The organism is Solicola gregarius (assembly GCF_025790165.1).
GTDB lineage: Bacteria > Actinomycetota > Actinomycetes > Propionibacteriales > Nocardioidaceae > Solicola > Solicola gregarius.
Genome location: NZ_CP094970.1, coordinates 1,003,001 through 1,028,878, shown reverse-complemented (window position 1 = coordinate 1,028,878; position 25,878 = coordinate 1,003,001). Strand labels below are relative to the sequence as shown.

At 68.9% G+C, this 25,878-nt stretch carries 25 protein-coding genes, 1 pseudogene and 1 riboswitch; of the genes and pseudogenes, 17 read left to right on the top strand and 9 right to left on the bottom strand.

Translation table 11 applies throughout. The features are described 5' to 3' along the window. Window positions 1-138: 138 nt before the first annotated feature. On the bottom strand, window positions 139-741 hold the full coding sequence (locus L0C25_RS05145; protein WP_271635361.1) for a DUF4333 domain-containing protein: 603 nt from the start codon (window positions 739-741) through the stop codon (window positions 139-141). A gap of 153 nt (window positions 742-894) precedes the next feature. On the opposite strand from L0C25_RS05145, the gene L0C25_RS05140 reads away from it, so the two are divergent. The 6 genes from L0C25_RS05140 to L0C25_RS05115 all read left to right on the top strand — a co-directional run bounded on the left by L0C25_RS05140 (window position 895) and on the right by L0C25_RS05115 (window position 6,764). Beyond that, window positions 895-1,617 carry a DUF4129 domain-containing protein gene (locus L0C25_RS05140; RefSeq protein WP_271635360.1) on the top strand — a complete coding sequence of 241 codons (723 nt, stop codon included), beginning with the start codon at window positions 895-897 and terminating at the stop codon, window positions 1,615-1,617. Next, window positions 1,614-2,105, top strand: a complete 492-nt coding sequence (locus L0C25_RS05135) for a hypothetical protein (protein WP_271635359.1) — start codon at window positions 1,614-1,616, stop codon at window positions 2,103-2,105. The genes L0C25_RS05140 and L0C25_RS05135 overlap by 4 nt, the downstream gene beginning before the upstream one ends. Beyond that, entirely contained in the window at window positions 2,102-3,088 is a 987-nt protein-coding gene (locus tag L0C25_RS05130; RefSeq protein ID WP_271635358.1) for an AAA family ATPase, read from the top strand. The genes L0C25_RS05135 and L0C25_RS05130 overlap by 4 nt, the downstream gene beginning before the upstream one ends. Further along, window positions 3,085-4,389, top strand: a complete 1,305-nt coding sequence (locus L0C25_RS05125) for a DUF58 domain-containing protein (protein ID WP_271635357.1) — start codon at window positions 3,085-3,087, stop codon at window positions 4,387-4,389. Before L0C25_RS05130 ends, L0C25_RS05125 begins: the two co-directional genes overlap by 4 nt. Continuing rightward, entirely contained in the window at window positions 4,386-4,901 is a 516-nt protein-coding gene (locus tag L0C25_RS05120) for a hypothetical protein (protein WP_271635356.1), read from the top strand. The genes L0C25_RS05125 and L0C25_RS05120 overlap by 4 nt, the downstream gene beginning before the upstream one ends. A gap of 453 nt (window positions 4,902-5,354) precedes the next feature. After that, on the top strand, window positions 5,355-6,764 hold the full coding sequence (locus tag L0C25_RS05115) for an HNH endonuclease signature motif containing protein (RefSeq protein WP_271635355.1): 1,410 nt from the start codon (window positions 5,355-5,357) through the stop codon (window positions 6,762-6,764). Between the two features lie 140 nt (window positions 6,765-6,904). Here the strand turns inward: L0C25_RS05115 and L0C25_RS05110 are convergent, their stop codons facing one another. Both L0C25_RS05110 and L0C25_RS05105 read right to left on the bottom strand, forming a co-directional pair. Then, window positions 6,905-7,891, bottom strand: a complete 987-nt coding sequence (locus L0C25_RS05110; RefSeq protein ID WP_271635354.1) for an FAD-binding protein — start codon at window positions 7,889-7,891, stop codon at window positions 6,905-6,907. Continuing rightward, the gene (locus L0C25_RS05105) at window positions 7,852-8,592 is read right to left on the bottom strand and encodes an FAD-binding protein (protein ID WP_271635353.1); all 741 of its coding nucleotides are present in this window, start codon (window positions 8,590-8,592) and stop codon (window positions 7,852-7,854) included. The genes L0C25_RS05110 and L0C25_RS05105 overlap by 40 nt, the downstream gene beginning before the upstream one ends. Window positions 8,593-8,684: 92 nt before the next feature. On the opposite strand from L0C25_RS05105, the gene L0C25_RS05100 reads away from it, so the two are divergent. The 5 genes and pseudogenes from L0C25_RS05100 (at window position 8,685) to L0C25_RS05080 (ending at window position 11,997) form a co-directional block, all read left to right on the top strand. After that, a complete protein-coding gene (locus L0C25_RS05100) occupies window positions 8,685-9,401 on the top strand; it encodes a YwaF family protein (protein WP_271635352.1) in 717 nt (238 codons plus the stop codon). 52 nt (window positions 9,402-9,453) lie between these two features. Then, window positions 9,454-9,528, top strand: a pseudogene (locus L0C25_RS05095) (hypothetical protein); the annotation flags it as partial. A 61-nt stretch (window positions 9,529-9,589) separates the two neighbouring features. Continuing rightward, window positions 9,590-10,231: an SDR family NAD(P)-dependent oxidoreductase gene (locus L0C25_RS05090; protein WP_271635351.1), complete on the top strand. Its 642-nt coding sequence runs from the start codon at window positions 9,590-9,592 to the stop codon at window positions 10,229-10,231. 28 nt (window positions 10,232-10,259) lie between these two features. After that, entirely contained in the window at window positions 10,260-10,847 is a 588-nt protein-coding gene (locus L0C25_RS05085) for a TetR/AcrR family transcriptional regulator (RefSeq protein WP_271635350.1), read from the top strand. Between the two features lies 1 nt (window position 10,848). After that, window positions 10,849-11,997 carry a glycosyltransferase gene (locus L0C25_RS05080; protein ID WP_271635349.1) on the top strand — a complete coding sequence of 383 codons (1,149 nt, stop codon included), beginning with the start codon at window positions 10,849-10,851 and terminating at the stop codon, window positions 11,995-11,997. A gap of 10 nt (window positions 11,998-12,007) precedes the next feature. Here the strand turns inward: L0C25_RS05080 and solA are convergent, their stop codons facing one another. Beyond that, on the bottom strand, window positions 12,008-13,138 hold the full coding sequence (gene solA / locus L0C25_RS05075) for an N-methyl-L-tryptophan oxidase (RefSeq protein WP_271635348.1): 1,131 nt from the start codon (window positions 13,136-13,138) through the stop codon (window positions 12,008-12,010). 55 nt (window positions 13,139-13,193) lie between these two features. Beyond that, window positions 13,194-13,270, top strand: a riboswitch (Fluoride riboswitch). Between the two features lie 14 nt (window positions 13,271-13,284). On the opposite strand from solA, the gene L0C25_RS05070 reads away from it, so the two are divergent. The 4 genes from L0C25_RS05070 to L0C25_RS05055 are packed head-to-tail and all read left to right on the top strand — an operon-like array spanning window position 13,285 to window position 15,121. Continuing rightward, window positions 13,285-13,734 carry a universal stress protein gene (locus tag L0C25_RS05070; protein ID WP_271635347.1) on the top strand — a complete coding sequence of 150 codons (450 nt, stop codon included), beginning with the start codon at window positions 13,285-13,287 and terminating at the stop codon, window positions 13,732-13,734. Next, the gene (locus tag L0C25_RS05065) at window positions 13,731-14,165 is read left to right on the top strand and encodes a fluoride efflux transporter FluC (protein WP_271635346.1); all 435 of its coding nucleotides are present in this window, start codon (window positions 13,731-13,733) and stop codon (window positions 14,163-14,165) included. The genes L0C25_RS05070 and L0C25_RS05065 overlap by 4 nt, the downstream gene beginning before the upstream one ends. After that, a complete protein-coding gene (locus tag L0C25_RS05060; RefSeq protein ID WP_271635345.1) occupies window positions 14,162-14,524 on the top strand; it encodes a fluoride efflux transporter FluC in 363 nt (120 codons plus the stop codon). The genes L0C25_RS05065 and L0C25_RS05060 overlap by 4 nt, the downstream gene beginning before the upstream one ends. A gap of 48 nt (window positions 14,525-14,572) precedes the next feature. Beyond that, window positions 14,573-15,121 carry a TIGR03086 family metal-binding protein gene (locus tag L0C25_RS05055; protein ID WP_271635344.1) on the top strand — a complete coding sequence of 183 codons (549 nt, stop codon included), beginning with the start codon at window positions 14,573-14,575 and terminating at the stop codon, window positions 15,119-15,121. A gap of 165 nt (window positions 15,122-15,286) precedes the next feature. Here L0C25_RS05055 and L0C25_RS05050 read toward each other — a convergent pair whose 3' ends face one another. From L0C25_RS05050 to L0C25_RS05035, 4 genes are all read right to left on the bottom strand, one after another. Further along, complete coding sequence (locus L0C25_RS05050; protein ID WP_271635343.1) at window positions 15,287-16,558, bottom strand: cytochrome P450; 1,272 nt, start codon at window positions 16,556-16,558, stop codon at window positions 15,287-15,289. 185 nt (window positions 16,559-16,743) lie between these two features. Next, on the bottom strand, window positions 16,744-19,071 hold the full coding sequence (lon, locus tag L0C25_RS05045) for an endopeptidase La (protein WP_271635342.1): 2,328 nt from the start codon (window positions 19,069-19,071) through the stop codon (window positions 16,744-16,746). 100 nt (window positions 19,072-19,171) lie between these two features. Continuing rightward, window positions 19,172-20,701, bottom strand: a complete 1,530-nt coding sequence (locus tag L0C25_RS05040; protein ID WP_271635341.1) for a M28 family metallopeptidase — start codon at window positions 20,699-20,701, stop codon at window positions 19,172-19,174. A gap of 102 nt (window positions 20,702-20,803) precedes the next feature. Further along, window positions 20,804-21,064 carry a GlsB/YeaQ/YmgE family stress response membrane protein gene (locus L0C25_RS05035; protein ID WP_271635340.1) on the bottom strand — a complete coding sequence of 87 codons (261 nt, stop codon included), beginning with the start codon at window positions 21,062-21,064 and terminating at the stop codon, window positions 20,804-20,806. Window positions 21,065-21,199: 135 nt separating this feature from the next. On the opposite strand from L0C25_RS05035, the gene L0C25_RS05030 reads away from it, so the two are divergent. Continuing rightward, a complete protein-coding gene (locus tag L0C25_RS05030; protein WP_271635339.1) occupies window positions 21,200-22,357 on the top strand; it encodes a glycerophosphodiester phosphodiesterase in 1,158 nt (385 codons plus the stop codon). Window positions 22,358-22,804: 447 nt separating this feature from the next. Next, on the top strand, window positions 22,805-24,202 hold the full coding sequence (locus L0C25_RS05025) for an HNH endonuclease signature motif containing protein (RefSeq protein ID WP_271635338.1): 1,398 nt from the start codon (window positions 22,805-22,807) through the stop codon (window positions 24,200-24,202). Between the two features lie 64 nt (window positions 24,203-24,266). On the opposite strand, the gene L0C25_RS05020 is transcribed toward L0C25_RS05025, so the two are convergent. After that, entirely contained in the window at window positions 24,267-25,769 is a 1,503-nt protein-coding gene (locus tag L0C25_RS05020; protein WP_271635337.1) for a mannitol dehydrogenase family protein, read from the bottom strand. Window positions 25,770-25,878 lie beyond the last annotated feature (109 nt).

Genomic DNA, 25,878 nt, shown 5'->3' with positions numbered 1-25,878 from the left:
TCCTCGCTATATGACACGATGAATGTAACATCGACGCGCGTCATCGACAACGTGGCCCGCCTCACGCGCGTCCGTGCGGATGAGTCGACGGGCGTCGACAGCGGTGTGGTGCACCTGCGGTACGCGACGCGCTTGAACTCAGCTCGTCTCGTCGAGCGGCTCGTCGTCGACGGTGAAGTCGAGGTGATACCTCGTGCCGTCCATCTCGGACACCTCGGCGGTCATGCCGTACTCGGTGTCGTCGCCCTCGACGCCCAGCACGCATCGGGTCGTCGCTCCGGCCTTTCCGGGAAGATCGTCGGGGCAGGTGATCTTCGGGCGCGTTCCGTACTGCTTCTCCAGTGCATCCGCTGCCTGCCGGGCAACCTCGTCGGCGAAGATCGTGCCCTTGCCGTCGGTCGGGCGGTAGTCGTCGCTGCGGAAGTCGAGGCTCACGTCGTCACCGTCGACCGACGACACCGTCGCCTCGACCGCGTACTCCTTGGGGTCGCCGCCGACCTGCATCGAGCATGTCGTGCTCTCGCCCTCCTCGGCCGTCAGGCCATCGTCGCAGGTGACGGTGGGCTCGCTGCCGACCTTCGGTGTCAGGGCTTCCGCTGCCTTCGACGCGACATCGTCGGCGGACAGGTCGTCCGTACCGGCGCTCACCTCGATGCCGCCACACGCGGAAAGCAGCAGGGCAAGGGTGAGCCCGGCGGCGGCTGCCCAGCCGGCGCGAGTCGGTCGCGGACGTACGTACATCGAAACGGAACATATCAGGCGATCGAGCGTCCCTTGCGGCGATGCGCGAGGTATCTCGAACGCTCGGTGCGTCGACGTGCCCCGGCGATGGTGTTGAGTTGTCGGGTGAGGTGCGGAAAACTCCACCTGGCACGGTCACGAGAGCGGGGATGGATGGACGAGGGAGCACGGCGGCGGCTCGCCGGTGTGCTCGTGGGCGGCCTCGTCGCGGTCGGCCTGCTGCTCGCCGTGTGGGCCGCGTCTGCCGGACCATCGCTGGACTGGTCGCCGAGCTCGGGCGATGACGAGTCCACGGTCCAACGCACCGAGCAGCCCGAGACCGCGACCGATGCGTGCCGCGATGGTCGGTGCGAGGCTCCGGAACGCGATGACAGCGGCGTGTTCGGCGTCATCGCGACGATCATCCTCGTGCTGATCGGACTGACGCTGCTCGCTGCCGTCATCGCACTGTTACGTGCGGGACGGGCAGGATTCCTCGCGCGCCGCCGCCGAGGAGGCATCGCGCCGCCGGGCGAAGCGCTCCCCGATGTCGCAGCGGCGGTTCGCGAGGACGCGGCCGGACAGTACGCGGCACTACGTACGGGATCGCCGCGGAACGCGATCGTGGCGTGCTGGGTGCGACTGGAGGACTCCGTGATGTCGGCGGGCCTGACCGTACGCGGATCCGAGACCTCGTCCGAGCTGACCCATCGCATCCTGGCGAAATATGGCGTCGACGACGCGGCGATCACTCGGCTCGGGGCGCTTTACCGGGAGGCGAGGTTCTCGCGACACGAGGTGACGGAGTCGATGCGCACGGCGGCGATCGACGCCCTCGATCGCGTGCACGCCAGTCTCGAGCGTCGCCCGGCGAGCGGCTCGGGGGTGCCGCGATGAACGTCGACTGGCGACGGCGCGCGGCAGCCGCCGTGCTCGTCACGGCGGTCGCGCTCGGCGGGCTGGTAGTCATCGGCGACGGCATCGATCCCATCGCGCTTGCCGTTCTCGCGTTCTGCGGCTTCTCGGTCGGGTGGCTCGCCACCGACGTCTTCGCGGTCGTCGACTCGCGTATGCGCGGCATCGCCGATGCGCCGGCCGCCGGCCCGCGTCGCGGTGGCGACATGCGTACGACCCGGTGGAGCCGGCGCCTCGGCGAGATCGGCCGGGCGGGATTCGACGACAGCTGGCTCTGGCGGGACCTCGTCCAACTCGTCGACGACCGACTGCTCCGCTTCCACGACATCGACCGGGCGGCCGATCCCGCCGCCGCAGCGAACGTCCTCGGGCCGCGGCTCGCCACGTTCGTCCGGGAGCCTCCGCCAACACGCCAGTTCGCGCGTCGGGACTACCTCGACGCGATCGTGACCGAGATCGAGGACCTATGAACGCACCCCCGCCGGCCACCGTCTCCGTCCAGGCGGCGCAGATACTCGACGCCGTCGAACGTGCCGTCGTGGGCAAGCGGCATCCGCTCTCGCTCGTGCTGAGCGGCATCCTGGCCGGCGGCCACGTGCTGCTCGAAGACTTCCCCGGGCTCGGCAAGACCCTCGCCGCTCGATCCTTCGCGCAGGTCCTCGGGCTGGACTTCAAACGCGCCCAGTTCACGCCCGACCTGCTTCCCGGCGACATCACCGGGTCGTTCGTGTACGACCAGGGCGTCCGCGAGTTCGCCTTCCGCCCCGGGCCGTTGTTCACCGGCCTGCTGCTGGCCGACGAGATCAACCGGACACCGCCGAAGACGCAGGCCGCACTGCTGGAGGCGATGCAGGAGCATCAGGTGACGGTCGAGGGGTGCACGTTCGAGCTCGAGCTGCCGTTCCACGTACTCGCGACCGCCAACCCGGTCGAGTACGAGGGCACGTACCCGCTTCCGGAGGCGCAGCTCGACCGGTTCCTGATGCGGATCGGCTTCGGGTATCCGTCGCCGAGCGACGAGTGGGAGGTGCTGCGCCGCCGCGTGGAACGGCGACACGAAGACCAGTCACTCGAACCGGTCACCGATGCCGCGGGCCTGATGGCGATGCAGGCGGCCGTCGAGATGGTCACGGTCGACGACAGCGTCGGCCAGTACTGCGTCGCGCTTGCCGGAGCGACGCGCGAGCACCGGCATGTGCTGCTCGGATCGTCGCCGCGCGGTGCGCTCGCCTTGATGCTCACGTCGCGCGCGTACGCGGTCGTCTCCGGACGTGACTTCGTCGCGCCGGACGACGTGAAGGCCGTCGCCCCAGCCGTGCTCACCCACCGGATCACGGTCAAACCCGAGCTGTGGTCCTCCAACGTGACCGCCGACTCGGTCGTCAGCGATGTGCTGTCGCGTACGCCGGTGCCGTCCGCCCGTGAGCCGCAGCCGGCGACTCCGGCGTCATGAGCGATTCCAGGCTCGCGCCGTGGCGGCCAACGCACGCGATCGTCCGGGTGACCGCGATCGGGTTCGGCGGCGTGCTGGTGGCCGCCGCCTTCGGGCGCATCGACCTGGTGGTACTAGCGGGTCCCCTGCTGGTCGTCGCGGTGTGGGCCGCGTGGTGCCGGCCGACCGACCGGCCGGCGTACGACTCTCGATGGGCGTCGCTGTCGATCCGCGAGGGTGAGACGACGCGATGTGCGTTCCGACTCGATTCGGTCGACCACCTGGATGACGCGATCGTCGAACTCACCGTGCCGTCGTTCGTGTCGGTCGCGCCCACACCAGCATCGATTCCGATGACGCCGGACGGGTCGGCTCTCACCGCCGACGTGCGCCTGCGGTCGGCCCGATGGGGGAGTCGTACGGTCGGGCCGGCAGACATCACCGCGAGCAGTGTGTGGGACGGGTTCCGGGCCCGGTCCGGGCCGTTCGCGCTGCACGAGCTCATCACGTCGCCGATCCCGGCGACCTTCGACTCGTCCGCACCGATGCCGCACCCAGTGGGTCTTGTCGGCCGGCACCGGTCGGCGCGGCGCGGCGACGGTGCGGAGTTCAACAGCATCAGGCCCTTCGAGGTCGGCGACCGGCTCCGCCGCATCCATTGGCCGGTTTCGTTGCGTACGGGTGAGCTGCACTCGATCACGACCTGGGCTGATCAGGACGCACACGTTGTGCTGATGGTCGACGGCACCGATGACATCGGCATCAGCGGTGGTGTCGACGGTGTCGCGAGCTCGCTCGACGTGACGGTTCGGGCGGCGGCAGCCGTCGCCGAGCAGTTCCTGCGGGCCGGCGATCGCGTTGAGGTGCGGCTGCTCGACTCGCGGGGAATGCGGCGCGTACCTCCGTCGTCGGGCACGACCCAGCTTCGGCGCGTACTCGAACAGCTGACCGTCATCAGGCCGGGCGTCGACGCGCGGTTCGATCCACTCCAGGGCCAACAGCGCCTCAGTGCGGGCGCGACCGTCGTGATGCTGTCGCCGCTGATCGCGAAGGGCCCGTTGGCTGCCGCCGCGAGCCTCGCCCGTTCGGGCTTGAGCATCGTCGTGGTCGACACACTGCCCAGCGACGTCGAGCCGCACCTGTACGACGACCGGTACGCCGACCTCGCATGGCGCATCCGGCTGCTCGAGCGCCAGCGCGAGGTGCATCGCATCCAGGAGGTCGGCGTGCCCGTCGTACCGTGGCGCGGACCGGGCAGCCTCGACGAGGTTCTGCGCGACCTGGACCGCCGCGCGGCCGCACCGAGACTGGCGCGGCGATGACCATCACCCTGCAGTCCGTGGCGCTTCGATCGGCGATCGTCGTATCCGCCATGCTCATCGTGTTGGTCGCGGCAGCGACCGAGGATGCCTCTCCGTCGGCCGGTTCCTGGACGATCGCCCTCGTCGCCCTGGCATGCGCAGTGGGTGCCGCCGTCCAACCCGACGGACCCGCGGCGGGGGTCGCCATCGCACTGCTGCTCGTCAACTGGCTGATGGTGGTCGACGACGAGCTCAGCCTCCTCACGCCCGTCGGCGCTGTCCTGGTACTCGTCCTGCACACCGCCGCGAGCCTCGAGTCGGTCACCCCGGCCGGCATCCACCTTGCGCCGTCGACCTACCGCCGCTGGGCCATCCGGTGGGCCATCGTCGCCGCCGCGGCGATCGGGACCTGGCTCGCCGCCCTGGCAGCAGCGAACATCGACCACACGTCGAACATCGTTCTGGTGCTGGGCATTGGGCTTCTGGTAGGCGGAGGCGTATGGCTGATGCGCGCACGGGTGCTGAGCGCGTAGGGGCGCCTTGGCTTCCGCCTTCACCCTTTCCGTGCGCTGGGCTTCTGGCCTTCACCTTTCCGTGCGCCTCGCTACCCGCCTTCATCGTTTCCCGTTCGATTCGCTTCCGGCCTTCATCGTTTCCCGTTTGCGGCGGTGCAGACCGCATGGCGGCGACGAGATCCGTACCCGGTGGGCTCGGGTTGCCGGTCGGCTCTCCCCGACCATTTCACTTCCGCTTTCATCGTTGCCGTGCGCTTCGGTGCCGGCCCGGCCCGGTGGCGAGGAAGGAATCTGCGTTTGGGTCGCTATGCGCACCCAAACGCAGATTCTCTCCCGCCGCCGACCACACCTCGCACACTTCTCGAAACTTTCTCGAACTTTTCTCGAATTCCCTTGTGGATCTCGAATTCCCTTGTGGATAAGGCCTCTGAGCACCCTGTCTTGTCGGTGGCGGGTGGCAGAATATGTTCTATGAGGGCGGCCACACTCACCGACGATCTCGGGTCCGGCGACGGGCTCGATGTTGCGCTGGATGCGCGGCGTCGGATCGCCAAGTCCGAGGCCGCCCAGTACGACGCCCTGCTCGGCTACCTCGCCGACACTGCAGACACGCCGCTCGCACGTGCCGGTGGTGTCAATGAGTGGACCCGTTACGGCGGGTCGGGCACCCCGAGCGTGTCGGAGTACGCCGCGTGTGAGGTCGGCCCCGCACTGGGCTTGAGTGCATCCGGTGGGCGGGACCTGATCGCCGACGCATTGGACCTCGTCTACCGTCTCCCGCAACTGTTCGCGTGCCTGCACGCCGGGTCGGTGGATGCGTGGCGGCTCCGCAAGGTTGCCCGCAAGACCCGACGATTCACGATCGCCCAGGCCGCCGACGCCGACCGGCGACTCGCAGCTGCGAACGTGGATGGGACGCCGTTGATCGCGCGGGTCGGCATGGGGCGGGTGAACCAGATCCTGGACCAGATCCGGATCGTCGAAGACCCCGACGACCCCGAAAACCAGCGCAACGAAAACAGTGCTCGGCGGAGTGTGTCGATCTGGCCCGACGAGGGTGTTGCCCGCATCTCCGGCACCCTGTCCCTCGACGACGGGAAACGTCTCGATCAGCGCCTCGACCAGATCGTCGAATCCTTGCGGTTCCTCGGCGACAACCGGCCCTACGGCATCCTCCGCTCCGTCGCCCTGGGCATGCTCGACGAACCCGACAGCCTCGACGACCTCTACCACCACGTCCAGGCAGCCCGCGCCGACCAGACCGACAAGACCGAACCGAAGCCGGAGCCGGACCCGGAGCCGGCCGACCAGTCGGCCGACCTGCCCGGCGACGGCAGGTCACCCGAACGGGCACATCGGGCCCGCCGCTCCGGCTCGCGGCACACCGTCCTGTACGTCCATTTCGACCGGTGCTGGGGCACCTGGTCCCTCGAAGACGTCGGCGCCATCACCCGCTCCGAAGCCGCCGAGATCCTCGGCCACTCCCACGTCACAGTCAAACCCGTCATCGACCTCGAGACCACCATCTCCGCCACCGGCTATGTCGCACCACCACGGCTCAGGGAACAGCTCGCGCTGACGAACGCCGGCACCTGCACCTTTCCCCACTGCACGCGTCCGGCCAGGGTCGGCGACTACGACCACATCATCAACCACCGAGAAGGCGGCCCGACCGACTCGAGAAACGGCCACCGACTATGTAGGTATCACCACCGCGCGAAGACGTTCACCGCCTGGCAGGTATCCACCCCCGCACCCGGGATTTGGCTCTGGCAATCACCCGCCGGACGGTCGTACCTCGTCACCGGCGGCACCACCACCAAACTCCCCGGCCGCACCACAGCGACCATCCGCAACCGCCGAAAACGGGACGCCGCTTAGGTTCCCCGTCGCGACAGCACCACCGCGGCGGGGCACCCACCCGCCCGCCCGACTCTGCTGTCGCTGCGCGACTCCACTCTCCTCCGCGAAGCAGTCCCCACCGACCAGCCGACCGTTACCAACCTGATGGCCGAGTCCGTCTAGGACGTACGTCGACAGCGGCCGGTTCCGGCGCCTACCCGGTCGCGTCGGCTGCGCCTCTGCCGGCGGCCCTGCCCGAGAAGATGCAACCTCCGAGGAACGTCCCCTCGAGCGAGCGATAGCCGTGCACGCCGCCGCCGCCGAAGCCGCTCGCCTCGCCCGCGGCGTACAGGGCCGGGTACGGGCGCCCCGGACTCGTCGAGGACGCGGCCGGACAGATCGGTGTTGAGGCCGCCGAGGCTCTTGCGGGTGATGACGTGCAGCTGTACGGCGATCAGCGGCCCGGCCTTGGGGTCGAGGAACCGGTGCGGCGGCGCGACCCGGAAGAGCTTGTCGGCCCGGTAGTTGCGCGCACCACGAATCGCGGTGACCTGGAGGTCCTTGGTGAAGGCGTTGTCGATCTCGCGGTCGCGGGCGACGACCTGTCGTTCCACGTCGGCCGCGTCGAGGAGGTCGTTACCGGCGACGCGGTTCATCCCGGCGACCAGCTCGCGGATGTCGTCGGCCACGACGAAGTCGGCACCCTGCTGCTTGAACGCCTCGACCGGCTCGGGAGCGCCGGCGCGCAACCGCTGCCGAAGGACCTCGCGGATGCTCTTGCCGGTGAGATCGGGGTTCTGCTCCGAACCGGAGAGCGCGAACTCCTTCTCGATCACCTTCTGGCTGAGCACGAACCAGCTGTAGTCGTGGCCGGTCGTACGCAGGTGCGCGAGCGTGCCGAGTGTGTCGAAGCCCGGGAACAGCGGCACGGGCAGCCGCCGGCCGGTTGCGTCGAGCCACAGTGACGACGGCCCCGGCAGGATGCGGATGCCGTGGTTCTCCCACACGGGCGCGTAGTTGCGGATGCCCTCGACGTAATGCCACATCCGGTCCCGGTTGACGACCTGTCCCCCGGCGCGTTCGGTGATACCGATCATCCGGCCGTCGACGTACGCGGGTACGCCGGTCAGCATCTGGTCCGGGGAGTGCCGAGGCTGTCCGGCCACGCCGATCGGACGAGGTCATGGTTGCCGCCGATGCCGCCCGACGACACGACCACGGCCTGGCCGGACAGCTCGAACTCGCCGACCGCAACCCTCGAGGTCGCGGCGCCACGAGGCGCATCGCTCGGCTCCAGCACCGCTCCGCGTACGCCCGTCACGGTGCCGCCGTCGGTGACGATCTCGTCGACCCGATGCCGGAACCGCAGCGCGAGGCGCCCGGACTCCGCGGCCGCACGTACGCGCCGCTCGAACGGCGCAACGACCGCGGGCCCGGTTCCCCATGTCACATGGAACCTGGGCACCGAGTTGCCGTGTCCGGTCGCGTCATATCCACCGCGCTCGGCCCACCCGACGATCGGGAAGAACCCGACCCCGCGCTCACGCAGCCACGCCCGCTTCTCCCCGGCGGCGAAGTCGACGTACGCCTCCGCCCAGCGGCGCGGCCACTCGTCGGTGTCGCGGTCGAATGCCGCCGTCCCGAACCAGTCCTGCAGGGCGAGTTCGCGGCTGTCGCGTACGCCCATCCGGCGCTGCTCGGGGGAGTCGACGAGGAAGATCCCGCCGAACGACCAGAACGCCTGTCCACCGAGGTTCTGCTCGGGCTCCTGATCGACGAGTACGACCGAGCGTCCGCGTTCGGTCAGCTCGGCGGCCGCGACGAGCCCGGCGAGTCCCGCGCCGACGACGATGACGTCTGCATCCACTGGTACCTCCGGGGACAATGGGGATGAACGTACTGTTGCAGGACTACGCCGCGTGGTCGCGATCGGGTCCTGCCGCCTCTTGGAGGATCGTCGTGGACGTCTGGGCCGCCGAGGACTTCGCCACGTTCGGCGGCGCCCATCTGGCGGTGCTCGGCGTGTTCGTCGTCGGCGCGTTCGTTCTGGTCGCCGTCGGTCGTGCCCAGCGCGGTACGAGTGAGGTGCCGCCGTTCAGCAAGGTGCTGGCCGTGCTGGTGCCGGCGGTGACCGTTCCGCTGCAGGTCTATCAGCAGCTTCCCGGGCAGTGGAACCTCGAGAAGTCACTTCCGCTGCAGCTGTGCGATCTCGCGTGGATCTCCGCCGCAATCGCACTCTGGACGCTGCGACCGTGGGCGATCGGGCTGACGTACTTCTGGGGCCTCACCCTGACGACGCAGGCCGTCGCCACCCCCGATCTCGGCTCGACGTTCCCCGAGCCCAGCTTCCTGATGTACTGGGCGATGCATCTGCTGATCGTCTGGTCCGCGATGTACCTGACGTTCGGCCTCGGCCTCGGCCCTACCTGGCGGGACTACCGGATCTGTGTATTGGTCACGCTGGCGTGGGCCGTCGCGATGCTCGCCTTCAACGCGCTTGTGGGGAGCAACTACGGCTTCCTCAACGGCAAACCGGATGACCCGTCGCTCCTCGATCTGCTGGGTCCGTGGCCGGTCTATCTCGGGTTCGAGATCGCAATCATACTTGGCGTCTGGGCGTTGATGACCTGGCCGTGGGTGGTACGTCAGCGTGGGTCCGAGGTCGCGGTCACCTAGTGCCCGTACGCTGACTGCGACCGACGTTGATGACCGAAGACATGGAGCGCGAATGCCCGAAACTGCCCTGATCACGGGTGCGACCTCAGGTATCGGAGCGGAGTTCACCGACCAGCTCGCCGCCCGTGGCTGTGACGTCGTCCTCGTCGCGCGTGACGTCGCCCGACTTCGAGGACGCTTGTCGGCGGTTGACGAAGGAGCATGGGGTCGAGGCGTCGTACGTGCAGGCCGACCTGACCATACGCGCGGACGTCGACCGCGTGGCGGAGCGGCTGGCCGACCCCGCGAACCCCGTCGACGTACTCGTCAACAACGCCGGATACGGCCTGATGACGAAGTTCGCCGACAGCACCATCGACGATGAGCAGGGCAACCTCGACATCCTGGTGGGTGCGCCCATGCGGCTCTCCCATGCGACGATCGGCCCGATGCTCGAGCGTCGACGTGGGCGGATCATCAACATCGCAAGCGTTGCCGGCTACACCCCCCGTGGTACGTACGGTGCCCACAAGGCCTGGCTGATCAGCTTCAGCCGCTGGGCGAACCTCGAGTACGCGCATCGCGGCGTCACGACGACGGCGGTCGTCGCCGGTTTCGTACGCACCGAGTTCCACCAGCGGATGGACGCTCGGACCGACAACATCCCCGGCTGGATGTGGCTCTCGGCGGATCGGCTCGTACGCGAGGCGCTGGCCGACGTCGATGCCGGCAAGGCACTCTCGACCCCGTCGAAGCGCTACAAGGTGCTGTCCGTGCTGGCGCGAAACGCTCCGCAGTCGATCGTCGCGAAAGCGGCGCGCAAGGGCCGCGAGGCGAAGCCGGACGCCTGACGCTCATATTCGTGTTAGTCTCATTAACATGAATGCGGCGAGGACGTACACCATGGGCGCCCGCGCGAAGAGCGCCGAGGAGACCAGGCGGCGCATCCGTGCCGCGGCCGTGCTGCAGCTGAAGGAGCGGTTGCGGTCCGATATCCGGCTCGACGACATCGCGGCCCAGGCCGGGGTGACCGTGCAAACCGTGCTTCGGATCCACGGCAGTAAGGCAGAGCTGTTCCGGCTCGCGTTCGGCGACGTGATCGAGGAGATGAAGGATGCCTTCGGGCAGGTCTCGCCGGGCGATATCGGCGCGGGCGTTCGGGCGTCCTTCGACCATTACGAGGAGTACGGCGGCGTCGTCATCGACAGCCTCGCCGACGAGCACGAGCCCGATGTCGCGCCGATCGTCGCCGTCGGGCGGGAGCGGCACCGCGACTGGGTCGAGACCGTCTTCGCCCCGCAATTGGCCGGAGTGCGTACGCCAGACCGGACTCGGCTGATCGACGCGCTGGTCTGTGCGACCGATGTCTACACCTGGAAGCTGCTGCGTCGTGACATGGCACGCCCGCGTGACGTCGCGGAGGCCACGATGCGGCGGCTGGTCGAGGCACTGTTGGGGGAGGACTGACATGGGCGGGATCCTGTTCGTCAGCTGGCCCGGCGCGGGCAACCAGGTGCCGGCGAGCGGGCTCGCCACGACCTTGACCGAACGCGGGTACGACATCACGTTCGCGGGCTACGCCGACCAGCGCGATCGCTTCGCTGCGCATGGACACGACTTCCGGCTGCTCGAGCGAGCGCAACGTGCCTGGCCGACGACACCGCCGACCGACTGGATGCCCGCGCTGGTCGACGCCGTCTGGGCGTGTCGCGACCACGTCGACGACGTCGCGGAGCTGCTCGGCTCCGGGGCGTACGACGCAATGGTGGTCGACTGCCTGATGTTCGGTGCGCTGGCGGGTGCTTCGCGGCACGAGCTGCCCACGGCCGTTCTGGTGCACAGCGCTCCCGGCGCGCTGCTGCCACCGGGTGGTGGACTCGACCACCTTGCGCTGGCTGCCGTCAACGAGATCCGCACCGACATCGGCCTGCCGGCCGTGGCTCGCCTATGGGACACCTGGCGCGACTTTGCGACGCTCTGCACGAGTGTTCCGGAACTCGATCCGCTCGCGCCCGGTCTCCCGGAGAGCTTCGAGTACGTCGGGCCGCTGTTCGAGCCGAGCCGTACGACCTGGGAGTCGCCGTGGCGAGTTGACGACGATCGCCCGCTGGTGCTGGTCAGCTTCTCCACTGGCATGGCGTGGGACCAGAGGTCACGGATCCGCCGGACCGTCGACGCGCTCGCCGACGGGACGCGACGGATCCTGGTCACCACCGGCCCGTTCGACGTATCCGATCTCGCCGACCGACCCGGAGTCGTGCTGGCACCGTATGTGCCACACGACCAGGTACTTCCGGCGGCCGCCGTGATGGTCACCCATGCCGGTCACGGCACCGTCGCTGCATCCCTCGCGCACGGCGTACCGATCGTCGCGCTGCCGAATGTCGCCGCCGACCAGCCCGCACTGGCCGCTCACCTCGACCGTCTCGGGGCAGGCATCGCGCTCGACGGAGACGACGCGGACCCCGCTCAGATCGCCGACGCCGTCAGGGCGGTGGTCGAGGGCCGTTCGTACGCCTCGGCCGCCCGTGCGATCGCAGCGCGGATCGCCGACGCTCCCGGCCCTGAGGGTGCGGCCGATCGCCTCGTACGGCTCGCTCAGGGCGTATCCGTCTAGGGGGTGGAGGTCAGCCGCCGAATCTCGCCGGGTCGAGGTGGCCGATCGGCAGGTCGGTCGTCCCGTGCCGCACCAGGTCGGACGCGACCTGGCCGAACGCGGTCGCCATCTTGAACCCGTGGCCGGAGAATGCGCCGAGCAGCCAGACGTTCTCGGCTCCGGGCGCGCGGCCGACAACGCCGTGCCCGTCGGAGGTGTAGGCGTCCATGTACGCCGACACGCGTACCGGCTCGGGAATCAGCCCCGGCAGATAGCGAGCGACCGCCGCATTGACCGGCTCCACCAGGTCGACCTCGACATTGCGGTCGAGCTCGTCGGCATCGGCGAGGTACCCGTCGTCGTCGGAGTGCGGTGCGACCTTGACCGATCCGCCGTCCAGCGTCGGAATGCCGAAGATGTGCGCGTCCTCGTTGTCACGGATGAAGATCGGGCACGCCTCGGACCGCCACAGTTCAGGGTCCTCGGCCTGGTACCAGGTCATGACGAGCCGCCGCGGGCGAATGTGGCTGGCCAGCGCCGGCGCGAATCGCGCGGTCCACGGTCCGGTCGTGACGACGGCCTGCTCGACCGCGTACGCGCCGCGATCGGTCCGGATCAGTACCGAGTCGGCCGCCGGTTCGATCGCCGTCACCTGCTCGTGCGGGCGGATGGCGGCGGCGAGCTCCCGGGCACGGTACGTCGCCGCCGCGACCGCGAACTCGGGTCGCAGGACACCCGCGTCGAGATCGAGGATCGCGATCTCGTCGGGATCGATCGCGTGCTGCGGGTACCGCGACGCCATCGCTGTGTGGTCGAGAACCTCGTGGCGTAGTCCGAAGTCGTCGATCGAGGCCTGTACGTTGCGCATCGCCTCGCTGTCACGGTCGCCGATCATCAGGCCGCCGTTCAGCGTGAGCAGGGCTCGCCCGGACTCGGCCTCGAGCTCGCGCCACAGCTCGTGCGCCCGGCGGAGCAGCGGAACGTACTCGGGACCCTCGAGGTACGCGGTGCGAAAGATTCGCGACTCGCCGCCCGCGGCGGCGCGGTCGTGCGCGATGCCGAACTGCTCGAACCCGATGGCGCTGACACCCGCTCGGGCCAGCTGCCACAGTGTCATCGAGCCGATGCTTCCCGTGCCGATAACGGCTACCTGCGCGTCCACGTCCACGTCCTTCCGAGTGCGGTTGCCCCCTTTGTACCGTGTGCCGCCATATATAGTTGCGCGCGGCGATGGATCTCCGCCTGAGCGATGGATGCTCGAACCGCCCACCCGGCTGATGGCTCCTGCTCGATGAGAGGAGCAGGCCCGTGCCCGAAACACCCGTTCTCGTCGTCGGCTACCGGCAGGGCGCCACCGGAAAGGCCGCTCTCCGGTACGCCCGTTGGCTCGCCGACGCGCTCGGCGGCCACGTACACGTCGTGCACGTCACCGAGCTCGACGATTTTCCGGTCGATCCGGACCAGCTCGACTGGGAGCTCGAGGCCGAGCGCAGGCTCTCGACCGTCCGTGCCGAGGTCGAGACCCTGCTGGGTGACGACGACGCGTCGTCGTGGTCGTACGAGGTCGCGCACGGAGATCCTGGAGACGCGCTCGCCGATGTCGCACGGAGCCGGCGCGCGGCCATGGTGGTCGTCGCAGCTCACGTCGACGGACGGCTCGGTCGCTTGCATCGGCTCGTCGCGCGATCGATCGCCCGCGAGCTGTTCGACCGGGCCGCCTGTCCGGTCCTCGTGGTCCCGTGCGAGGAGACCCGGTGACCGCGCCCGCTTCGTACGGCCGCGACCTCGCGTACGCGTCTGTGCTCGTCGTGGTCGGCGGCATCGCCGGGACTCTCTGCCGCTACGGCACTGCGCAGGCCCTGCCGACGTTCCACGGTTGGCCGGTCGCGACGATGCTCGTCAATGTTGTCGGCGCGTTCGCGCTCGGCCTGCTCATCGAGCGGCTCGCCGCCATCGGTCCCGGCTCGGCCAGGCTTCGCCACGTACGCCTGCTGGCGGGGACGGGCTTCCTCGGCAGCTTCACGACGTACAGCTCGCTCGCGGTGGAGACCGAGCGACTGATCGGCGACGGTGCGTACGGCACCGGCGTGGGCTACCTCGTGGCGACCCTCGCCCTCGGGCTGGTGGCCTGTCTCGGAGGCGTCGCGGTCGCATCGCGGCCGCGCCGGTACGCGAGGGCGGCCCGGTGACCGCGATCATCGTCGGCCTGTGTGGGGGCGCGGGCGCGCTTGCGCGCTTCCTGCTCGACAGCGGCATTCGCCGCGTCTGGCCGATCCGGTTCCCGGTGGCGACCGTGCTGATCAACCTCACCGGATCCGCGCTGCTCGGGGTGATCGTCGGGTACGTCGCGACCGGTGCGCCGACGTCGGTCGGTGCGGCCGTGGGCATCGGCTTCTGCGGCGGCTACACGACGTTCAGCACCGCTATGGTCGAGACGGTGGCTTTGCTGCGGGAGCGCCGGGTGCTCGCGAGCATGTGCACACTGCTCGGCCAGCCGGTCGTCTGCGTGCTCGCGGCAGCAGGGGCGTACGCCCTGGCCGCAGGTTGACGCGATTGTTCAAGGCCGCTTGCGAAAGCGCGCGCTAGCGTCGAGCACATGGAATCGATAGCACAGCGTTACGCCCGCCTCCGCCACTCGTTCGCAGCGAAGGTCGCGGCAGTGCCGGTGGAGCGCTGGCAGAACCGCTCGCCGTGCGAGGACTGGACCGCACTCGACGTGGTGCGGCACGTCATCGAGACGCAGCGGACGTTCGAGCGACTCGTCGATCGCGAGCTCGAGCCGGGTCCGCCGGTCGACGACGACCCGAACGGCGCCTTTCTCGCGGCGACGGACCAGGTCCAGGCCCACCTCGACGATCCCGAGACCGCAAAGGCCGGCTACACGGGCTACTTCGGCCCGACGACGTTCGAGGAGTCGATCGACGGCTTCCTGTCGATGGATCTCGTCGTCCACGGCTGGGATCTCGCCCGTGCCGCCGGACTCGACGAGCACATCGACCCGGCCGATGTCGCGTGGGTGTGGTCGCGCGCGGAGGCTCTGAACGACACGATGCGCGGACCCAAGACGTACGGACCCGCGATCGATGCCGAACCGGACGCCAGCGACCAGGACAAGCTGCTCGCCTTCCTCGGACGCCAGCCCTGAACCAGGGCCCTGCGTTCGAAGTACCTTGCCGTCTTTCGCCGCCCAGGCGGCGCCCCGCGGCGTTCTCGTCGTCGGAAATAGGGCCCACTATGACCTTCCTTCTCGGCCTTGCGGATGCATCCACCTGGACGACGCCTTCCGTAAAGCCACTTCGAACGCAGGACCCTAGTCGCCCCAGGTCACCGGCAGCGACTCGATGCCGTACACCAGCGAGTGCTTGCGGAACTCGAGCTCTTCCGGCGGCACGGCGAGCCGCAGGTCGGGGAAGCGCCGCGACAGCGACGGATACGCCGCGCGCAGCTCCATCCGGGCGAGCTCGGCGCCGATGCAGCGGTGGATGCCGTGCCCGAACGTGAAATGCGGCGTCGGCTGCCGGGTCGGGTCGAACCCGTCCATGTCGGTGCCGAGCGTACCGTCGCGGTTGGCGCCGCTCAGCGAGACGAGTACGACGTCTCCCGCGGCGATCGACTCGCCTCCGACCTCGAGGTCCTCCTTGGCGAACCGCGGGAACGCTACCTGGACGACGGCCAGGTAGCGAAGGAGCTCCTCGACGGTGCGGTGCACCGCGTCGTCGTCGGCAGTGCGCATCGCCTCGTAGTTGGCGCGATCGCGCAGCAGCACCATCGTGCCGAGCGCGAGCATCGCCGCCGTCGTCTCGTACCCCCCGGTGAACACCCCATCGGCGAGTCCGGCGAGCTCCTCGTCGTCGATCGCGTCACCGTGGTCGCGGATGATCATGCCGAGCAGGCCGTCGCCGGGGTTCGCGCGCTGCTCCTTGACGGCGGTGCGGATGAACGACCGGGACTCCGCGATCGCGCCGAACGCGCCGGGGCCGCCCTTGCTGACGTCGAAGCGCGCGGTGCCCAGCTGCTGGAACTCGTCGCGCCCTTCCTCGCCGATACCGAGGAGCTCGCAGATCACCAGGAACGGGATCGGGAACGCGAAGATCGTCGCCAGGTCGGCACCGGGACCGGCCTTCTCCAGCAGGTCGAGGCGGTCGTCGACGATGCCCTGGATCGTCGGCCGTAGCCGCGAGATCCGGCGCATCGTGAACTCGGGGGTGAGGATCTTGCGGAGTCGGGTGTGGTCGGGCGGATCGGTGAAGCCCAAGCCGCCGGTCTCGTCCTTGGCGGCCTGGCCGAGCAGGTGCCGGATGTCGGTGCTGTAGCTCGCCGACTTGGTGAGCACCGCGCGCGCCTCGGCATGCCCGGTGACCAGCCAGGCGTTCAGGTCGAACGGCAGGCTGAGCTTGCTGATCGGCTCGCGGTCGCGAACCTCGCCCAGCTCGGGCACCGGGTCGACCCCGTCGCGCTTGAGCGGCATCAGCAGATGGTCGGGAACCATGGCGACCTTGGACAGGTCGAACCCGTCCCTCGTCGCGCGAGCCAGCAGCCGTCTCCCGACCCATGCGCGTACGCGGCTCGTGATGTTGAGCATTGACGAGTCCCCCAAGTAGTGGCGCAGGTTCAGTCGAGAATAGTCGGTCACTGGCTGCGACCGCGTCGGGGGACTCCCGGATTTCAACCCGGGCAGCGCGCCACAGAACCACGCTGGGCCGCACGTTCCCGCCCCGCCGGAACGGTTCGGCAGGGCAGAATCGTGCGGCCCAGCGGGCAGTCGGCCTACGCCGCCGCGGCTGCGGGCACCGCCGCCGGCTCGAGGGCCTCGCGTACCAGCTCGGCGACGTCGGTCATCGGCCGGACCTCGATCGCGTCCAGGATCTCCGCCGGGACGTCGTCGAGATCGGGCTCGTTGCGCTGCGGAACGAACACGGTCGTGAGACCGGCCCGCTGGGCGGCGAGCAGCTTCTGCTTCAACCCGCCGATCGGGAGTACACGGCCGTTCAGCGTCACCTCGCCGGTCATGCCGACGTCGGAGCGCACGGGCCGACCGGAGGCGAGCGACGCGAGCGCCGTGACCATCGTGACTCCGGCGGACGGGCCGTCCTTCGGGACCGCGCCGGCCGGGATGTGCACGTGGATCGCGTCATCGAGGCGCGCGGCGTCGATGCCGAGCTGCTCGGCGTGCGAGCGCGCGTACGACAGCGCGATCTGCGCCGACTCCTTCATCACGTCGCCGAGCTGCCCGGTCAGCTTGAGGCTGGCGTCGCCATCGGTGGCGTTGGCCTCGATGAACAGCACCTCGCCGCCGAGCCCGGTGACCGCGAGTCCGGTCGCGACACCGGGTACGGACGTACGCTCGCTCGACTCCGGCGTGAACCGCGGCCGGCCGATGAAGTCCTTGAGATCCGGCTCGTCGACAGTGATCGGCTCGGGCCGCTCGACGCGGGCGAGCTTCGTCGCCGCCTTGCGCAGAGCCTTCGCGAGCAGCCGCTCCAGCTGACGTACGCCCGGCTCGCGGGTGTAGTCGGCCGCGATCTTGTGCAGCGCGTCGTCGGTGAGCGTGATCTCGTCGGTCGTGAGCGCGGCGCGTTCGAGCTGGCGGGGGAGCAGGAAGTCGCGTGCGATCGCGACCTTGTCGTCCTCGGTGTAGCCGTCGATCGTGACGAGTTCCATCCGGTCCAGCAGGGCCGGCGGGATCTGCTCGACGACGTTCGCCGTCGCGAGGAACAGCACATCGGACAGGTCGAGGTCGAGATCGAGGTAGTGGTCACGGAACGTGTGGTTCTGCGCCGGGTCGAGCACCTCGAGCAGTGCCGCAGCGGGGTCGCCGCGGAAGTCGGAGCCGACCTTGTCGATCTCGTCGAGCAGCACGACCGGGTTCATCGATCCGGCCTCCTTGATCGCCCGCACGATCCGGCCCGGGAGCGCGCCGACGTACGTACGCCGGTGACCGCGGATCTCGGCCTCGTCGTGCACACCACCCAGGGCGACGCGGACGAACGTGCGGCCGAGCGTACGTGCGACGCTCTCGCCGAGTGACGTCTTGCCGACTCCCGGCGGGCCGGCGAGCACCAGCACCGCGCCGGACCCGCGGCCGCCGACGACCTCGAGCCCGCGCTCGGCGCGGCGGGCGCGGACGGCGAGGTACTCGACGATGCGGTCCTTCACGTCGTCGAGGCCGTGGTGGTCTGCGTCGAGCACCGCTCGCGCGGCGTCGACGTCGGTCGAGTCGGTCGTCTTGGTCTTCCAGGGCAGCTCGAGGACGGTGTCGAGCCAGGTGCGGATCCAGCTCGTCTCGGGACTCTGGTCGCTCGAGCGCTCGAGCCGGTCGACCTCGCGCTCGGCCGCCTTGCGGATGTCGTCGGGCAGGTCGGCCGCCTCGACGCGCGTGCGGTAGTCGTCGGCGCCGTCGGGCTCGTCCTCGCCGAGCTCCTTGCGGATCGCGGCGAGCTGCTGCTTCAGCAGGAACTCGCGCTGGGTCTTGTCCACGCCCTCGCGTACGTCGTCGGCGATCTTGTCGGCGACATCGACCTCGGCGATGTGGTCCTTGACCCAGCCGATCAGGGTCGCGAGGCGTTCCTCGACATCGGGCGTCTCCAGCAGCAGCCGCTTCTGCTCGTCGGAGAGGTACGCGGCGTACCCGGCCGTGTCGGCGATCGCCGACGGGTCGGACAGCTGGCTGATTGCGTCGATCACCTGCCAGGCGTCGCGCCGCTGGAGGGTCGAGACGACCAGGGCCTTGTATTCGGCGGCGAGCTCGCGGGCGTCGTCGCCCGCCTCGGGCGCGTCGACGGGCTCGTACTCGACCCACAGCGCGGCGCCGGGCCCGGACACGCCACCGCCGATGTGCACACGGCGCTCGGCGCGCACGACCGCGGCCGGCTCGCCGGAGCTCAGCCGCCCCACCTGCACGATGTGCGCCGCGACACCGAACGTCGCGTACCGGTCGTCGAGACGCGGCGCGACGATCAGGGCGCCGTCGCTGCTCGCGCGGGCGGCGTCGACCGCAGCACGAGCGGCCTCGTCGAGCTCGATCGGCACCACCATGCCGGGCAGGACGACGAGCTCGGTCGAGAACAGGACGGGAAGGCTGGACGACTCGGCCATGGGGTTCCTCCATCGGGGTTGAGCGTGTCTGACTCAACCCGGATCGGCCGCCCGGCCTTCCCGTGTTCTCCCTCAGCGAACTCCCACGCTGACCCGCGGGTCAGCGGCGCAGCAGATCACCGTCGTACGCCCCCTTCGGAGCGCGGTACTTGCCGTGCCGCATGCTGCCGTCCTCGAAGAAGCCGCTCTTGGTACGTGCGAGCGTCCAGGTCGCGTGCGCGGCCGCGTCACCCAGCTCGTTCAGCGCCGCCGTACTCAGGTTGGTGATGTCGTCGCACGCCTGGTGGTAGCACGAGTCGTACGGCTCGCCGGCAGTGCCGCCGTACGCCTCCGCCTGCTCGGGCGTCATGATGCCCTCGGCCCCGCTGAACAGCCCACCGGCAGGAATGCCGGCCGCGATGAACGGCCCGTAGTCGGATCGACCGTCGAACGCGGTGGGATCGGTGGCCATGCCCTGTCCGGCGAAGTAGTTGTTGAAGATCCCCTCGATCTGCGCCGACCCGGGCGGACCCGCGGTGTCGGTGTCCGAGCCGTCACCGTCGTACACGAAGCGCGCGTAGTTCGGCGAGCCGAGCATGTCGAAGTTCAGGTTGGCAACGATCTTGCGAAGCTCGCGGTTGGGCAGGTTCGCGACGTAGTGCTCGGAGCCGAGCAGGCCGGGCTCCTCGGCGCCCCAGAACGCGAACCGGACGCGTTGGCGTGGCTGCTGCTTGAGGTCGGCCATCTGCTCGGCGATCTCCAGCAACGTGGCGGTACCGCTGCCGTTGTCGTTGATGCCCGGCCCCTCCGTGACGGAGTCGAGGTGCGCTCCCACGACGACCGTCTTCTTCGGGTCACCCGCGCGGGACTCGGCGAAGACGTTGGTGGTCTTCGCGCCGAGCCTGGTCTCGGTCTCGGTCGTCACCTGCATCTCGACGTCGCCGGACTGGGTCGCGTTGTACAGCGCCTCGCCGTCGGCGAAGGACAATCCGACTACCGGGATGTCGACCGGGGCGCCGAGCGTGCCGACGATGAGCTCGGTACGCCCCTCCTGCCCCTCGTTGAAGATGATCGCGGCGTCGTACCCGGCATCCTGGGCGTTCGCCGCCTTGACGCCGAAGTCGCAGCTGCCGCGCTGAATCAACGCGATCGCCGGACCGGCCGGTGCCGCGGGAAAGTCGCCCGGCTCGCAGCCCGAGGTCGAGCCGGGTTCGGTGGGCGGCGGGATCATGACATCGATGGGCACGACCGTTCCCGTGACGTCGCCGGACCCCGAGAACGAGAAGGTGGCGGTCTCGTACTCGGTCGGCGTCGGTGCCGTCTGCTCGAGCGTCGCCGGCGCGAGCTCCTGGAAGAACGGGAAGGTGAACCGCTGCTGGGAGACCTTGTAACCGGCCCGGCGCAGCGTGCGCTTCACGTACTTGGCCGACGCCTTGTATCCCGGCGTTCCGGATGCGCGGGTGCCGTCGTTGTCGTTGGCGATCCGCTGGAGTACGCGTTCGTGCTGCAGGATGCCGCTCACCGTCACGGCCTCGCGGAGGTTCTTGGTGTTGACGTTGTCGACGGCTACGGCCGGCTCGGCGGAAACGGTCAGGGTTGTTGCGGCTAGTGCGCTGGCGATCCCGGCCACCAGCGTGCGACCTCGTCGCATGGTGTTCCTCCCTCGGTCTGCCACTCTCTGGTGGCGCAGCCCCCGAGGATGTTGCCTCGCAACTTAACACCAAATCGGGCGGGCCGTTGACCGGAGCGGAGGTCAGGTGGAGGAGCGCTTCCCGCCGGTGAGCTGTTCCGCGGTACCGACGAGCGCGACGGCCGCGACCACGGCGACGACGGTGCCGATGAAGTCGAGCTCGAAGATGTCACCCGTACCGATCAGGCTCGCGATGGTGCCGCCGATGACCGAGCCGACGAGGCCGAGCCCGAGGGTCGCGAGCAGCGAGAGGTTCTGTTTGCCGGGCTTGATGAGGCGGGCAATGACGCCCACGACGAGCCCGAACACGATGAAGCCGATCATGGGATCTCCCGTTCGTCAGCGGATCTGGTTTCGAGCGTACGTCACGGTGCCGCAAGACTGCGTGTTCGCCGCGTGTTCACCTCGGCTGTGCCCGCGCGGTCCGACGACGTTCACTCGCGTCGCGAGGCTGGCGGCATGACGATCCTGCGACTTCGTAGTACGTACCGATTTGCCGCCGCCGTTGGAGGTGTCGCCTTGGCCGCCTCCCTCGTCGCCGCGCCCGCGCCAGCCGTCGATCGGCCGGGCGAGCCCTCGCTCGCGAACGCCGCGAACCGCTTCACCGAATCCGACGAGCCTGTGGTCATTGCCCACCGCGGCGCGTCCGGGTACCGACCCGAGCACACCCTCGCCGCGTACAGGCTCGCGATCCAGATGGGCGCCGACTACATCGAACCCGACCTGGTCAACACGTTGGACGGCGTCCTCGTCGCCCGGCACGAGAACGAGATCAGCGGTACGACCGACGTCGCCGACCATCCGGAGTTCACCGACCGCAAGACGACGAAGGTGATCGACGGGCAGGAGGTGACCGGATGGTTCACCGAGGACTTCACGCTCGCCGAGCTCAAGACGCTCCGCGCGAAGGAGCGCCTGCCCGACGTACGACCGGCGAACACCCGCTATGACGGGCGGTTCGAGATCCCCACCCTGCAGGAGGTGATCGACCTCGCCCAGGAGGAGAGCCGCAAGCGTGGCGTCACGATCGGGATCGCGCCGGAGACGAAGCACCCGAGCTACTTCCGCAGCATCGGACTCCGCCTGGAGAGGCCACTCATCGAGACGCTTCGCACGAACCGCCTCAACCGTCCCAACGCCCCCGTCGTGGTCCAGTCCTTCGAGACCTCGAACCTGCGCTACCTCGCTCGGCGAACCCGCGTCCACCTGGCGCAGCTGGTGAGTCCGTCGGGCGCGCCGTACGACTTCGTCGAGTCGGGCGATCCACGCACGTACGCGGATCTCGTCAGTGGCAAGGGACTGCGGTGGGTCTCGCGGTACGCAACCTCGATCGGTGCGCACACCGACGTGTTGATCCCACGCGACGAGAACGGCTTCCTCGGCAAGCCGACGCGAGTCGTCAAGCGCGCACACCGCAACAACCTCGAGGTGTTCGTCTGGACGTTCCGCGACGAGAACCAGTTCCTGCCCGCCGACTTCCGGGTCGGGGACGACCCGAACGCCAAGGGTGACGTGTTCGGCATGTACGACGCGTTCTTCGAGCTGGGTGTCGACGGCGTCTTTGCCGACCAGCCGGACTCGGCGATCCAAGCCCGCGACTGGTACTACGGCGACTGAGTCAGCCGTCCTTCATTGCATTCGGTTCGCTGGGCTTCTGGCTCCGCCTCTCCGTGCGCCGGGCTTCCGACCTTCACCTTCCGTGCGCTGGGCTTCCGGCTTCCACCATTCCGTGCGCTGGGCTTCCGCCTTCACCGTTCCCGTGCGCGGCGGTGCAGACCGATAGGCGGCGACGAGATCCGTATCCGGGTGGCTCGGGTCGCCGGTCGGCTTTCCCACCATTTCGCTTCCACCTTCATCGATTCCGTGCCCTTCGATGCCGGCCCGGCCGTTGCCGATGAAGGAATCTGCGTTTGGGTCGCTATCCGCACCCAAACGCAGATTCTCTTCCGCCGCCGACCACACCTCGCACACTTCTCGAGACTTTCTCGAACTTTCTCATATTCCCTTGTGGATAAGCCTTCTGGGCATCCGGTTCTGTCGGTGGTGGGTGGCAGAATGTGTTCTATGAGGGCGGCCACACTCACCACCGACACCGGGTCCGAGGACGGGCTCGATGTTGCGCTGGATGCGCGGCGTCGGATCGCCAAGTCCGAGGCCGCCCAGTACGACGCCCTGCTCGGCTACCTCGCCGACACTGCAGACACGCCGCTCGCACGTGCCGGTGGTGTCAATGAGTGGACCCGTTACGGCGGGTCGGGCACCCCGAGCGTGTCGGAGTACGCCGCGTGTGAGGTCGGCCCCGCACTGGGCTTGAGTGCATCCGGTGGCCGGGACCTGATCGCCGACGCATTGGACCTCGTCTACCGTCTCCCGCAACTGTTCGCGTGTCTGCACGAAGGTTCGGTGGATGCGTGGCGGATCCGGAAAGTCGCCCGCAAGACCCGACGATTCACTTTGGCCCAGGCCGGCGACGCCGACCGACGTCTGTCGGCTGCGAATGTGGATGGGACGCCGTTGATCGCGCGGGTCGGCATGGGGCGGGTGAACCAGATCCTGGACCAGATCCGCATCGTCGAAGACCCCGACGACCCCGAAAACCAACGCAACGAAAACCGGCGTCGGCGGAGTGTGTCGATCTGGCCCGAAGACGGACTCGCCCGCATCTCCGGCACCCTGTCGCTCGACGACGGGAAACGGCTCGATCAGCGCCTCGACCAGATCGTCGAATCCTTGCGGTTCCTCGGCGACAACCGCCCTCACGACATCCTGCGCTCGGTCGCACTCGGCATGCTCGACGAACCCGACAGCCTCGACGACCTCTACCACCACGTCCAGGCAGCCCGCGCCGACCAGACCGACAAGACCGAACCGAAGCCGGAGCCGGACCCGGAGCCGGCCGACCAGCCCGGCGACGGCGGGTCACCCGAACGGTCACATCGAGGGCGCCGCTCCAGTTCACGGCACACCGTTCTGTACGTCCATTTCGACCGGTGCTGGGGCACCTGGTCCCTCGAAGACGTCGGCGCCATCACCCGCTCCGAAGCCGCCGAGATCCTCGGCCACTCCCACATCACCGTGAAGCCCGTCATCGACCTCGAGACCACCATCTCGGCCACCGGCTACGTCGCACCACCGCGGCTCAAAGAGCAGCTCGCGCTGATGAACGCCGGCACCTGCACCTTCCCGCACTGCAACCGCCGCGCCAGGGTCGGCGACTACGACCACATCATCAACCACCGAGAAGGCGGCCCGACCGACTCGAGAAACGGCCACCGACTATGTAGGTATCACCACCGCGCGAAAACCTTCACCGCCTGGACCGTGCAATCACCCGCACCCGGCATCTGGCTCTGGCAATCACCCGCCGGACGGTCCTACCTCGTCACCGGCGGCACCACCACCAAACTCCCCGGCCGCGTGGCCAAGACCATCCAAGACAGGCGAAAACACGACGCCGCTTAGGTTCCCCGCCGCGACAGCACCACCGCGGCGGGGCACCGCCATGCCGTCTACAGACGAACGCCGTCTACGCGCCGCCGCGCGCCTCCATCAGGCCCTCGAGGGTCGCGCGCGCACCGACCGAGTGCAGCGCGGCGAGCGTCTGCACGTACGGCTCGACGAATCGCGGATCGTCGACCAGATCGCCGAAGACAGAGCGATTCGCCAGGAACGCGGTCGGCTCCTCGCGCTGGTGGCGGGCGATCGGTACGAGGGTGTCGGCGAGGCGGTCGACCACCTCGATCGGCTGCCCCTGCTCGTCGACGCCCTCGGCGTACCGTGCCCAGCTGGCGACGATCGCCGCGGAGAGGCGTACGGGACGGTCCTGGTCGAGCTGGTCGCGTACGACGGGAAGCAACCACTTCGGGATCCGGTCGGACGACTCCGCGCACAGTCGTGGCACGGTGTCGCGCACACCGGGGTTGGAGAAGCGCTCGATGAGGGTGGCCTTGTACTCGCCGAGGTCGACGCCCGGCACGGCCTGCAGGGTCGGAGTCGCCTCGTCGTCCATGTACGCAAGCAGGAAGTCGGCGAACAGCGGGTCGCGCGCCGCATCGTGCACCAGCCGGTATCCCGCGAGGTAGGCGAAGTAGCAGAGCCCCTGATGGCTTGCATTGAGCAGCCGCAGCTTCATGAGTTCGTACGGCTCGACGTCGTCGACGACCTGCACGCCCGCATGCTCGTACGGCGGCCGGCCGAGGGTGAAGGAGTCCTCGAGCACCCACTGGCAGAAGGGCTCGGCGACGACCGGCCACGCGTCGGCGACGCCCGTGCGCTCCCGCACGCTCGCGCGTAGTTCGTCGGTCGTCTCGGGGGTGATCCGGTCGACCATCGAGTTCGGGAACGACACGTCGGACTCGAGCATCGCTGCGACTTCGGGGTCCTTGAGCTTCGCGTACGCGGTGAACATCGCGCGTGCGACCTCGCCGTTGGCCTGGATGTTGTCGCACGACATGATCGTGAACGGTGGAACGTCCCGGTCGAGTCGTCTCCGCAACGCGGCCGTGACAAGGCCGAACACCGTACGCGGGGCCGAACCCTCCTCGAGATCGTGCGCGACGTCGGGTGTCTCGGGTAGGAACTCGCCGGTGGTGTGGGAGAAGTTGTAGCCGCCCTCGGTGATCGTCAGGGAGACGATCCGGGTCGCCTCCGAGGCAAGCCGCTCGATCACCGCTTCGGGGTCGTCCGGCGCGTACAAGTAGTCGACGATCGAACCGATGGCCCGGGTTTCGCGAGACCCGTCCGGATGCTCGAGCGTCAACGTGTAAAGGCCATTCTGTCGCTCCATCACGTCGCGCATGGCACGGTCGGACGACATGACGCCGACGCCGCAGATGCCCCAGCCGTCGCCGTCGCCGCGTTCGAGCAGCCGGTCGACGTACATCGCCTGGTGGGCCCGATGGAAGCCGCCGACACCGAAGTGCACGATCCCGGTGGTCACCGCGGTCCGGTCGTACGTCGGCGTGGTGACGGAGTCGGGCAATGCGTCGAGCGTGGTGGCGTTCAGGTCGATTGCGGTCGGCTGTTCCACGGGAGCTTCCTGACGTCGGGTGTTGTGCAGGTCACAGCCATGATGCTACTTTGCTGAGCAAATGATCAAGTCATGAGCATCTGCTAAGGATGGACGATGGTACGTGCGC

Bases quoted from the DNA above. Each gene is read 5' to 3' on its own strand.
- L0C25_RS05025 (WP_271635338.1), top strand. From the start codon at position 22,805: ATGAGGGCGGCCACACTCACCACCGACACCGGGTCCGAGGACGGGCTC.
- L0C25_RS05135 (WP_271635359.1), top strand. From the start codon at position 1,614: ATGAACGTCGACTGGCGACGGCGCGCGGCAGCCGCCGTGCTCGTCACG.
- L0C25_RS05040 (WP_271635341.1), bottom strand. From the start codon at position 20,701: ATGCGACGAGGTCGCACGCTGGTGGCCGGGATCGCCAGCGCACTAGCC.
- lon (WP_271635342.1), bottom strand. From the start codon at position 19,071: ATGGCCGAGTCGTCCAGCCTTCCCGTCCTGTTCTCGACCGAGCTCGTC.
- L0C25_RS05055 (WP_271635344.1), top strand. From the start codon at position 14,573: ATGGAATCGATAGCACAGCGTTACGCCCGCCTCCGCCACTCGTTCGCA.
- L0C25_RS05125 (WP_271635357.1), top strand. From the start codon at position 3,085: ATGAGCGATTCCAGGCTCGCGCCGTGGCGGCCAACGCACGCGATCGTC.
- L0C25_RS05035 (WP_271635340.1), bottom strand. From the start codon at position 21,064: ATGATCGGCTTCATCGTGTTCGGGCTCGTCGTGGGCGTCATTGCCCGC.
- L0C25_RS05145 (WP_271635361.1), bottom strand. From the start codon at position 741: ATGTACGTACGTCCGCGACCGACTCGCGCCGGCTGGGCAGCCGCCGCC.
- L0C25_RS05130 (WP_271635358.1), top strand. From the start codon at position 2,102: ATGAACGCACCCCCGCCGGCCACCGTCTCCGTCCAGGCGGCGCAGATA.
- L0C25_RS05030 (WP_271635339.1), top strand. From the start codon at position 21,200: ATGACGATCCTGCGACTTCGTAGTACGTACCGATTTGCCGCCGCCGTT.
- L0C25_RS05115 (WP_271635355.1), top strand. From the start codon at position 5,355: ATGAGGGCGGCCACACTCACCGACGATCTCGGGTCCGGCGACGGGCTC.
- L0C25_RS05120 (WP_271635356.1), top strand. From the start codon at position 4,386: ATGACCATCACCCTGCAGTCCGTGGCGCTTCGATCGGCGATCGTCGTA.
- L0C25_RS05050 (WP_271635343.1), bottom strand. From the start codon at position 16,558: ATGCTCAACATCACGAGCCGCGTACGCGCATGGGTCGGGAGACGGCTG.
- L0C25_RS05140 (WP_271635360.1), top strand. From the start codon at position 895: ATGGACGAGGGAGCACGGCGGCGGCTCGCCGGTGTGCTCGTGGGCGGC.
- L0C25_RS05085 (WP_271635350.1), top strand. From the start codon at position 10,260: ATGAATGCGGCGAGGACGTACACCATGGGCGCCCGCGCGAAGAGCGCC.
- L0C25_RS05080 (WP_271635349.1), top strand. From the start codon at position 10,849: ATGGGCGGGATCCTGTTCGTCAGCTGGCCCGGCGCGGGCAACCAGGTG.